This is a genomic window from Alteromonas abrolhosensis (assembly GCF_001953635.1).
Classification (GTDB): domain Bacteria; phylum Pseudomonadota; class Gammaproteobacteria; order Enterobacterales; family Alteromonadaceae; genus Alteromonas; species Alteromonas abrolhosensis.
In genome coordinates, this window is the sequence record NZ_MEJH01000005.1 from 40,102 (window position 1) to 51,655 (window position 11,554).

Below are 11,554 nucleotides of genomic sequence, written 5' to 3' on the forward strand. Positions count from 1 at the left end.
ACGGCAAAAAGAAAGGGGCGATTCGCCCCTTTCTTTTTTACTCATTAAACAGTGCTTGTTGCGGTCGTTTGACTGTTTTTACACTAAGTGGTGTTTGCTATTAATTACCCGTAGGCGAGGGTGCAGAACCGCTACCACCTGTCGAGTTGCCACTTGACACGACTTTGGTGGCAATATCGCGTATTTCATTTTCTAGGCTGGTAATGCGCCCCGATAATGTGGTGTTGCGTTGCTCTAGCACTGACAGCTTGTCGGTTAAATTGCGCACGCTTTGCTGAGCACTTTGTTTGTCACTTGCTGCTTGTTCAAGTTGAACATTAACAGCTAGCAGTTCGTCAGCTAATGATGCGAGCTGATTTTTCACAGAACCAATGGCTGCTGCTTGCGATTTAACGTTTTCTGAAACTGAACTGATATTTTTGTTCAACGAATTCTGAACATTGCCCACGCGGTCGCCAAGATCAGCTATTTCTTGCTGATTGCGACGCCAAGCCGATGCCCACAGCTTATCCATTTGCTCCCATAGCTCGTTTGTTTTATTTGTCAGTTCAGTGACTTTAACTTGTAAGGCTACGGTAGATTCGCCGATTTCTTCACCGGTGGCAGATAGCTTGTTTTCTAGTTGCAAAATGCGTTGTTCCGCTTGCTCGGCAACTGCTTTTTGATGCTCAAGCAGGGTGTACAGGTAATAGCAACCACCACAAGCAGCTAAAGCGATAACGGCAACTAATACAACCCAGATTCCATTACCGTTTCCGCTACCAGAAGGCTGACGGTTGGCGGAAGGGGAAGATGACGGCGGAGGCGTTGTCTTTGTTGGAGCTGCCTGACGTTTGGTTTGATAATCACGACGGTCTTCTTCATCCAATCTAATGGTTGGGAACTCATCGTTTTTCGAATTATTTGCCATAGTAAATTAATAGTCTCGTTATGTAGTGTTCTCTTCACTGCATTAACATGCTTAATTCAATAAGAAGACAACACATTTATATTTGCGCGCATAAGCATGTTATCGCTAAATTAAAGGAAATTCTATGGCTTATGTTGAATGTCAATTATACATAAGCCACAAAAAGTTAAAATTGCGTTAACCCTTGGCTTTATTGCTTATCGCCAATCCACTCAACGCGATACAAATCCCGTCTTCTATCCAGGTAGTTGCGCACTGAACCTTCATTTTGAAGCTTGGTCAGTTTATCCAAATCCAAATCAACAATTAGCGTCATTTCTGTATTTGGCGTGGTTTCAGAGACAATTGCGTCATGTGGGAAAGCAAAATCACTGGGAGAAAATACCGCAGTTTGGCCATACTGAATGTCTACATTATCAACTTTAGGTAAGTTACCTACGCTGCCTGCAATTGCCACGTAGCATTCGTTTTCAATTGCACGGGCTTGTGCACAGCGGCGCACACGTAAGTAGCCATTTTTAGTGTCTGTCCAAAATGGTACAAACAAAATCTGCATTTCTTGATCGGCAAGAATACGTGCAAGTTCTGGAAACTCCACGTCGTAACAAATCAATACACCAATTTTACCGAAATCGGTATCGAAGGTTTTAAGGCTATTGCCCCCTTTCATGATCCAATCTTCTTTCTCGTGGGGAGTAGGGTGCAACTTATATTGGCTCTCTATGGTCCCGTCGCGTTTACAAATGTAACTCACGTTGTAAAGCTCTTCCTCTTCTACCACAGGCATAGAACCCGCGATAATCGTGATGTTATACGACACGGCTAAATGAGACACCGCCGTGAGGATTTCATCGGTATAGGTGGCCAAATGCCAAATCGCATCAATTGATGAATCAGAAGGGCTTAAGCCCATCAACGGCGCGTTGAAAAATTCAGGAAAGAGGGCAACGTCACACGAGTAGTCAGATAACGCGTCGACGAAATACTCTACTTGCTGTAGGAGCTCCTCAACATTATTGAAATAACGCATTTGCCACTGAATACACCCGATACGGGCGCTGGTTTTTCTACTGGCGATGAGAGACGGTGTGCCCGGTTCGTAATATATATTGTGCCATTGAAGCAACGTTGCGTAACCTTGAGAGGCCTCATCTTCTGGAAGATAAGCCGACATTACCTGTTTTACTTCAAACCCATTTGAGAGTTGGAAAGTTAAAATGGGGTCGTATATATCTTTAAGTTTTACTTGTTCAATGTACTCATAAGGCGACAATTCATGCGCGTGATTTTTGTAATTCGGGATTCGACCGCCAGCCATGATGGATTTCAAATTAAGATTGCGGCAGAGTTCTTTGCGCGCTTCATATAAACGCCGTCCCAAGCGAAGCCCTCGGTATTCAGGTGATACAATTACCTCAACGCCATAAAGCACGTCTCCATTTGGATCGTGTGTAGTTAAGTAAGCGTCACCGGTTATTTCATCGTAGCTGTGTTTATCCCCAAATTGGTCATAATCTACAATCACCGAAATGGCAAATGCGACCACTTTGCCTTTGTCTTCTATGCATATTTGGCCATCGGGAAACGTTGTAACTTGAGCTTTGTAATTAGAGTAAGGCCACGCGCCCCCAACGTTGGCGTATACCTCATCCATTAACGCTTTCACATCGTTGTAGTCGTCCAGTCTCAAGTTTCTTAAGTCTAGATGATGTTCCGTTTCTTCTATTTGTGTTTGATCTTGACTCATGGGTTACTCTTATTGCTAAAGATTTCTTATACGTGTTTTACGTAGATTTCTACTAAACCGTGATGTAATCGGTTTTTCAACTGTTTATTACAGTTCGACCGCTACATTTGTAGTATCAGTGTTACTAAGTAGCAATAAGTAATTTCTTTCGAACATTTGTCGTGATCAGAATATAGTTTTACTTATTGATTTACTTAGCCCACTAGCTTTGCTGGACTGTCTCGCGCTTAAAAGACTTTCATGTAGACCAAAATTCGAAAACTAAAGGTCAACAGTCCCTAATTAAAACAAAGTAAGCAAGAAGCGTGCGATTTCGCTACACCAATTATAGCGACAAATATTTTTTCTTTTGTCGATAAAAAAATAACGCGCAAAATATGAGTACATGCAATTGCCACCACGCAAAACCCCGCGTATAAGTTCGCTAATTTCCACCGTACCCAACCTAAACCTAATAACATAATTAGTGCATTGCTATAAGGTAACAACACGCTAATGAATAGAGAACAACTTGCGTCGTATCAGCCTCTACACGTTTTTGATGAGACGTTGTTTGAAAATATCGTCGACGACCTGGTCGCTAAAGGCTTTTCTGTTCAAGAGAATGGATTACCGGATTTTATTACACAAGCACTTTTGTCATGCCAGCGTTCAATCTCGGACACTGAATACAAAGCCGCTGGTATTGGTCGTGCAGAAAATTATCAGAAGGCTGAAAAGGTAAGAGGTGACGAAATCTGCTGGATTACAGGTTCCTCAGAAGAAGGCGCGCTATGGTTATCTTGGTGTGAGGCCTTGCAGCAATACATAAATCGCTCTCTTTTTATGGGGCTTTTCTCATTTGAAAGTCACTTTGCGTGCTATGAAGCGGGTAAATTTTACAAGCGCCATGTAGATGCGTTTAAAGGGCAAGGGAACCGTGTGTTATCTCTCGTAGCCTATTTAAATGAAGATTGGACTAAGAACGATGGGGGCGAACTTGTGCTATATGCGGACGAAAGCGACCAGATTGGTACAAGAGTTTTGCCAACAAAAGGCTCTTTCGTTGTCTTTTTGAGTGAAGAGTTCCCCCATGAAGTATTACCTGCAGTGCGTACTCGTCACTCTGTGGCAGGGTGGTTTAGGGTAAACGGCAGTATAAACGACGCTATTGATCCGCCTCGTTAGCCGCTTGTTGTAGGTTGTGGCATGCACTTGTATCTAAACCCCAAGACTTATGTATAATAAGCTCAGGCTACATGCGCGCTATTATAAGAATTGGTTAGAATTACTGGCCAGCGCCTTTCGCGCAGAGCTCGCGCAATATTGTGCCGTCGTAATTACAAATGATTCATTACGACGCTTAGGGAAAAGACGTTAGAAGTGATTGGTTAATGCTGGAAAAAATACCTGCCCCAACCCCAAGAGAAGATTTGCATGTACTGGTTATCGATAACCAGGGGCTTGTACACGATGTTGTGACATCGGCCTTGCATGAGATTGGAATAAAAAATGTAAGCAGTGCCTTTAATGCCTTTCATGCTAAAAGGCTTTGTGCTGCGAGGCAATACGACTTTGTGTTGCTGGCTTTTAATGTCAGTCACGATAAAGATGGTTTCCATCTTTTTGAAGAACTTAAACACCTCAATCATATCAACGACACCACCACGGTAATCTTTCTTAGTGCAGAGACCTCGCCTGAACTGGTTAACTGCATTGTAGAATTGCAACCGGATGACTTTTGGGTAAAACCTCTTCAGCGTAACAAGATAGAATCGCGGTTAGAGTACCTTATTCAAATAAGACTTAAACTGCATAAAATGCTTCACTGTATGCAGATGGGGGATTACTCCACTGCAATGTACTATGCAGAGCGCCAGTTAAAAGACCCTTCGCTATCGGAATACCACACCAGAATAAAACGGTTAATCGGCGATTGTTTATTACAGCTTCGCGATTATCAGACGGCAGAGGATTATTTTAGAAGCTTATTACAAAGCATGGATCATGCGTGGGTGCATATTGGTTTAACTCGCTCGTTACTTCGACAAGATGAACTAGAAGAAGCTCAGCTGCTGGTTGACGACTTGCTACAACGCCACGATACGCGATTTTTAACTTTTGACTTACTCGCGCAATACTTTATTGAAAAAGAGCAGTTCGATATTGCTTACGAGCAGATGAAAGAAGCAAGTCGACTGGCGCCACGCAATATCGAGCGAAATAAAAGGCTATGGGATTTGGCCAGATTGAACCACGATAAAGCGGGCCAACTATCTGCTGTACAGAATATGGCGAAGTTCGCCAAAAACTCTATTCACGACTCGCCACAACTTACCTTGAATGTTATTCGTTCTACAATTGATTTGGCAACCAGCTTAGGCAGCGCCGAGGGCGACCGTTATATTAAGCGCGCAGAGTCCGAGCTGGAAGAGTTGAAACAGCAAAAAGGTATGCAGTCTCAACTGGGCGAACAGATTGATGTAGTTAAAGCACGAGTTTTGTGTCTTCGAGATGACAAGAAGGGCGCAGAAAAACTCATGAAGGAACGCTCTGCTTCTACTGATGGTCTGTCGATGGAAGATAGCCTCGACAAGATGAAAGCGTTTCACGAGCTGGGTATGCGTGAACACTGCGTGAGTATTTTAGATAAGCTGAGAAAGCAGATCGAAGGTGATACCTTTACTTCGCAAGTAGTAAATGAATATCTGAACCAAGAGTCGATTGAGCGTACTGAAATTCAATTTACAACAAAAGAGCTTAAGCAAATGGCGGCGGTAAATTATAAGGAAAACAGGTTATTACCTGCTTTTAATAATTTGCGCCAGGCACTTACGCTCTCGCCGAAAGATAAACAAGTCGCGCTTAGTTTACTGAAAGTTATTACTCAAATTCATTTAGGTGATAATTTATCTGACGAACAGATGAAAGCAGCGACAAAAGCGGCGACCCTTCTCTCTAGCAGCGATTTATCACCCACACAAGCGGAAAAGCGTGATCAGTACATAGCCAGAATTGGTATTGAAATAGAAAACAGCAATGCTGCTGACTTGGTAGGAATGGTGGCTGTGAAAGCCTAGCAGTTTATACAGACTGTTATCAAAATAACGTAAATACAAAAAAGCTGCCTCAATGTAGGCAGCTTTTTTATTGGGTAAAGCACACAGCGAGCGTGTGCTTTATCTATTACTTCTTACTTTTTAGCAGTAGCAGAACGACGACGAAAGCCAATCGCTGCAGCTAGCAGGGCAAGAATTCCTCCCATTGCGCCGCCAGAGCTATCGTTACTTTCTTCTTCTTCAACTACATCCGCTTGTAAATCGAAAGTCGCGATGAACGGGTCATGATCTGAGCTTCTGAATGGACCAACGTCAGTGAACGCGTAGCCGTCTTCATCCGGGTAGTAACGAAGTGCTTGATCGTACTGTAACTGATAAGCTTCAACCGAGTTGATATTCCAGTGCGCGCCATCAATAGCGTCTGCAAGCATGGCTTCACTCGCTAGAACGTGATCTAAACTACCCACTTGTTCAGTACCGTAGAACCAATATGAGAAACCCTCTGCGTCGAACTCTTCAGCCAAGTTGTGATAACCAAATCCAGCTTCAACTTCAACTGATTCACCTTCGTCCATACCAGTATTAACTGCTGTAGTGATGGTGTATCCGCGAGTTTCAGGTGTGTAATCAGTCAGAACAGCTACTGGATCTTCAGCGCTATATGCGTTTAAGTCACCTAGGATAACCTTACGCTCTGGCAGACTTTCATCACTTAGCGCATTGCCTAGTGTGATAGCTGCTGATACACGAAGAGCGTTACAGCTGCCTTGAATAGTAGTGATTTCAGACGGTGCTTCTGCCACGTCTTCAGCACACTGTGAACCCTTAGATTTAAAGTGATTCACAGCAACTAGGAACGATTTGCTGCTTTCTGCATGTACAAAAGATTGAAGAAGGCTTGGGCGCATACGTGCCAGGCTATCTTCATCAATTTGCTGCTCTGGCATAGCCACAACCATCGCGTCACCTTCTGGCGTTACTACAGAAGCTTTATACAGCAAGCCTACAGTAATAGCATCAGTACCAATTGCACTGCCATCACTGGTAGCGATAAATGAATATTGTTCAGTTTCACCGAGTTCAGCATTGATAGCATCAACAAGAGATTGGATGGCGCTATCTTCACCGAAACCGTCGTTTTCAATTTCCATTAAGCCAACAACGTCAGCGTTTAGGTTAACGATTGCTTCAACAATACGACCTTGTTGTAATTCAAACGCCACTTCGTCGTTTGCACCACGGTTTTGGTCATAATCAAACGTTACGTCGCCGTTTTCGTCTACTTCGCCATTAAAGTAGTTAAGTACGTTAAACGTGGCAATTGATAGGTTGCCTTCTGTAACCACTGGGTTCGCTTCGCGAGAAGAAGTTACTTCGATAACGTCGCTTGGATTAATTCTGTATGTGCCGAAGCTGTAGTTTAGCGGGCCAGATGCAGTAACTGTATCACCAATACGAATAGCGTTAGCGTAGCTGAAAGTAGGGAAGTAATTAAGTGCATCAGGGTACTGCGAGCTGCTGTTATCTTCGATGGTAAGAAGGCTAGTTTCGCTCGCTTCTTCAGCCGCCGCATATGCTTCCGATAGAGGAGCCGCTACGTCGCTTGGCTGGCGCTTAATTGTGTCACTAACAACAATTTCGCCGTAACGCCACAAGTTGTTTGTGCTAGTTACCGTTGCGTCACTAACGCTAACTACCATACCTTCAACCGTTTCAAGGTCAACCTCGTAAGGCATAGATAGTTCTACTGCTGCAACTGCATCTACAGTTCCACAATCAAGAGCAGTTACGTCGCTATCCATGGCAAGCGTTGTCATGCCGTAGTTTTCTTCTACTTCACCATAAAGGCGAACTACGTTGCCTGTTTCAACATCAACAGTACCTTCTACAAATAGGCCTTCAGACGTTGCGTCGTCAGCGTCGTAATCAGAAGCTTCTTCCTGTACAAAGAAACCGCCAGCACGTGTGCCAGTTACAATAGCTTCAATAATAACGCTGTTGCCAACTTCAGCAGAGCTGCTTTCACTGCCTTGAATAGCACTGATAAGAGTAGCTTCGGCGCCACATACACCTAACTCAACAGCAGGTTCCTCTGGAACTTCTACAACATCGCCGCCGCCTTCAGTAGTAAAGGTACCTGCTGGAAAAGGTGTTGCAGCATCTGCATTGGTAGTTGAACCGTCTAGCGCGTCAACACCGCTGTAAGTCCAGTTAGATGCTTCAAAACTTCCGCCATTAGCGCTTTGACCTGACGTGCGATACGCCCAACCGTCTAAATACTCCCAAGGGGTGCCATTTCCGTCAGTATTGATATCACCGAAGGTATCGATAACGCTGCCATCTTTGAAAAGCTCGATAGCATCATCACCGTTAATTCCCATTGATGAAGTGTCATAGTCTGGCGCTGAACCGAAAAATGCGGTGAAACCGTCAATTTCAGATGCTACATAAATATAGCTTCCTGCACTTGCTGACGTGCCAGCCGGGAAAGTAAATTCTTCGCCGTCAGTACCACCACCATTGTTGGCAGTACCAATGCCATAAGCTGATAAATCTGCGATGTCATTGACTACGAAAAGTTCGACTGCTTTTGGAACACCACCGCTTAACGGTCCATCGATAACACCACTAATGACCAAATCGTTAGCTTGGATGGCGGTTGAAGAAAGTGCAGAAATGATTCCTGCAGATAGTAAAGTTAATGATGTTTTCACGTCATTTTCCCTTTGTAGTTTTCATTATTCTTTAATTCACATACTGCTTATCTATGCCATTGCTGGAGTAGAAAAAACAGGTTTACACGTGAGGCGCAATTTTCTTATTGCTTGTTCTACACTAAGGGGATTTGGGATGGATAGGAATGACTTAACCTTATTCAAGCTGTTTTTTAAATTCTGCATTTAAAACAATGGCTTACTGTCTATAGATAAATTTACTTATAGCTTTAACTCTTAACCATGCAACCAGAAAGGCGTTAAGTAACGCTATTGACGGAAAGCTTGAGACCGTATGAAAAGATAAAATCGTATTAAAGGTATTCCTTTTCTTGCAAACAACCTGCAAAAAGTAAGTAATCATCAACTGCTTGTTCTGTATAAATATTTGCTATTTTTACGAGCAGGCTTTTGACTTGCCAAAGTGCGAGATGGCGCGTGAGCATCGATTACGCTCGTGACCATCAATTACCATAATCTCGTCTGATACACGCTGTAGCCGGGAGTACGTCATATTTTTCCCATTCCGCAAGGTGTTGACCGGGAAACCGTATTAAATTGCACAGCAATCATTCTATTTTGACTCAATTTTCATCGTTCAATTCAATAACCTGATTAAGCGATTCATTTTTACCAATTAGTTTTTTGTGATTGTGCGCGCTATTCTTATCACCAGTTTCGAGAGACATGATTTCGCGTTAAGTGAATATCTTCACAAAACTGCAAAACCATGTCGACACAATAAACGTAAAGTTTGTATCCGTACGCACTATGTGTGCGGAAATAATTTAAACCAAATGGAGAATTAAACATGGCATTGATTAATACTGCTATCAAACCTTTTAAAGCAACTGCATTTAAAGACGGTGAATTTATTGACGTAAGCAGTGAAGACATCAAAGGTAAATGGGCAGTTTTCGTATTTTACCCAGCAGACTTCACTTTTGTATGTCCTACTGAGCTTGGCGATATCGCTGATAAGTACGAAGAACTTCAGTCACGTGGCGTAGAAGTATTCTCAGTATCTACTGACACACACTTCACTCACAAAGCATGGCACGATTCTTCAGACACGATCAATAAAATCAAGTTTGCAATGATTGGCGACCCAACTGGTGAGATTACACGCAACTTCGATTGCATGCGTGAAACAATGGGCCTAGCTGACCGTGCAACTTTCGTTGTTGACCCAGAAGGTATCATCCAAGCGATGGAAATCACTTCTGAAGGTATCGGCCGTGACGCAGACGACCTAGTACGTAAAGTTAAAGCTGCACAGTATGTAGCAAGTCACCCAGGTGAAGTTTGCCCAGCTAAATGGAAAGAAGGCGAAGCAACACTTGCTCCTTCTCTTGACCTAGTAGGCAAAATCTAAGCATCACGCTTAGCACTTAGTACTGGAAGTAAAGCGCTATAAGCACTGAACAGTATTAAGCATTATATTGGTAGGGAGTGGGTCTCCACTCCCTGACGTTAACTTCCTATTTCCGCTTATGTTGTTGACCTTTTCAAAGGTTGGCGGGGATCGGCGTGTCGAAAATAAGGCAGAATAACCGTGTTAACTAAAGAAATTTTACAAGCATTGAAATCATATGCTGAATCAATGCAGAAAAACGTAACCTTTGTCGTACAGACCGGTGAACATAGCAAGCGTGAAGAGCTTGTGAAGTTTCTGTCCGACATTGCTTCAGTAAGCGACAAATTAAATGTAGAAGAGCGTGATACTAATGGTGAATTGCGCAGCGCAATCAGCTTTTTATTAGAAGCTGACGGTGAAGATACGGGAATTCGTTTTTCTGGTATCCCTGGCGGCCATGAGTTCAACTCTCTTGTACTAGCCATGCTGCATGCAGCAGGTACTGAACTTAAGCTAGATGATAGCGTTAAGTCGATGGTGAAAGCAGTAAATGAACCTCTTAACTTTGAAGTCTTCATTAGCTTGAGCTGTCACAACTGCCCAGAAGTCGTACAGGCACTTAATCAATTTGCTTTGATTAACCCTAATATCAAGACCGAAATGATCGACGGTGGGCTATATCAAAACCTAATTCAAGAGCGCGACATTCAAGGTGTGCCTAGCGTATACCTGAATGGCGAGCTGTTCGCGAACGGTAAAGTTGATGCTTCTGTGCTTATCAACAAATTAATCGAACGCGACCCTAGCCTCAAAGAAGCGAATAAAGGCGATGCACTACCGCTTCAAGACGTAACTGTTATCGGTGGTGGTCCAGCAGGTGTAGCTTCGGCGATTTACAGTGCGCGTAAGGGGCTTAAAGTAGCGATTGTTGCTGAAACCTTTGGCGGTCAAGTTAAGGATACCATGGGTATCGAGAACCTTATCTCTGTACCTAAAACAACCGGTCCTGAGTTGGTAGGCAACTTGATGGAACATGTGCGCGATTACGAAATTACGCTTAAAGAGCACGTACGTGTTGAAAGCATTGAGAAAGGTAACATCAAAACAATTACGCTTTCTTCTGGCGAGCAAATTCGCACTCGCACGGTTATCGTAGCAACAGGTGCACGTTGGAGAGAGCTTGGTGTACCGGGCGAAAAAGAAAACATCGGTAATGGTGTGGCGTATTGCCCACACTGTGACGGACCTTTCTTCAAAGGTAAAGACGTAGCGGTAATTGGCGGTGGCAACTCAGGTATTGAAGCGGCACTTGACCTTGCAGGCATCGTAAAATCGGTGACGGTATTTGAATTTATGCCAGAACTTAAGGCTGATAAGGTTCTTATCGACCAAGCTGTTAAACGGGATAATATTACCATTATCAAAAATGCCGCGACGCGCCAAATTACGGCAGAAAATGGCAAAGTGAACGCTATTGAATACCAAGACCGTTCAACCAATGAAGTACACACTCGTGAACTTGCAGGTGTATTTGTTCAAATTGGACTAGTACCTAACAGTCAGTTTATGAAGGGCACGGTAGACATGACGCAGTATGGCGAAATTATCGTGGATACTAAGTGTCATACATCTGAGCCGGGTATATTTGCAGCGGGTGACGTAACAACAGTACCATATAAGCAAATTGTTATTTCAATGGGTGAGGGCGCAAAAGCATCGCTTGCTGCATTTGAATATTTATTAAGTCACGAAGTAGTTGAATCAGACGAAGAAAGTGAAGCAGCTTAA

7 protein-coding genes are annotated in these 11,554 nt (G+C 43.4%); 4 read left to right on the forward strand and 3 right to left on the reverse strand.

Translation table 11 applies throughout. The features are described from left to right. Positions 1–100: 100 nt before the first annotated feature. Together BGK61_RS09090 and BGK61_RS09095 are read right to left on the reverse strand one after the other, a co-directional pair. Positions 101–910, reverse strand: coding sequence for an AAA family ATPase (locus BGK61_RS09090; protein ID WP_076011546.1), 810 nt, complete (start codon positions 908–910; stop codon positions 101–103). Between the two features lie 190 nt (positions 911–1,100). Then, positions 1,101–2,657: a bifunctional GNAT family N-acetyltransferase/carbon-nitrogen hydrolase family protein gene (locus BGK61_RS09095; protein WP_014949262.1), complete on the reverse strand. Its 1,557-nt coding sequence runs from the start codon at positions 2,655–2,657 to the stop codon at positions 1,101–1,103. Positions 2,658–3,152: 495 nt separating this feature from the next. On the opposite strand from BGK61_RS09095, the gene BGK61_RS09100 reads away from it, so the two are divergent. Together BGK61_RS09100 and BGK61_RS09105 are read left to right on the forward strand one after the other, a co-directional pair. Continuing rightward, on the forward strand, positions 3,153–3,824 hold the full coding sequence (locus BGK61_RS09100) for a 2OG-Fe(II) oxygenase (protein ID WP_076011547.1): 672 nt from the start codon (positions 3,153–3,155) through the stop codon (positions 3,822–3,824). Between the two features lie 206 nt (positions 3,825–4,030). Beyond that, on the forward strand, positions 4,031–5,716 hold the full coding sequence (locus BGK61_RS09105; protein WP_076011548.1) for a response regulator: 1,686 nt from the start codon (positions 4,031–4,033) through the stop codon (positions 5,714–5,716). Between the two features lie 113 nt (positions 5,717–5,829). Here the strand turns inward: BGK61_RS09105 and BGK61_RS09110 are convergent, their stop codons facing one another. Beyond that, positions 5,830–8,409, reverse strand: coding sequence for an ExeM/NucH family extracellular endonuclease (locus tag BGK61_RS09110; RefSeq protein ID WP_076011549.1), 2,580 nt, complete (start codon positions 8,407–8,409; stop codon positions 5,830–5,832). Between the two features lie 817 nt (positions 8,410–9,226). On the opposite strand from BGK61_RS09110, the gene ahpC reads away from it, so the two are divergent. Both ahpC and ahpF read left to right on the forward strand, forming a co-directional pair. After that, a complete protein-coding gene (ahpC, locus tag BGK61_RS09115) occupies positions 9,227–9,784 on the forward strand; it encodes an alkyl hydroperoxide reductase subunit C (RefSeq protein ID WP_440201867.1) in 558 nt (185 codons plus the stop codon). A 180-nt stretch (positions 9,785–9,964) separates the two neighbouring features. Beyond that, positions 9,965–11,554, forward strand: coding sequence for an alkyl hydroperoxide reductase subunit F (gene ahpF / locus BGK61_RS09120; RefSeq protein ID WP_014998182.1), 1,590 nt, complete (start codon positions 9,965–9,967; stop codon positions 11,552–11,554).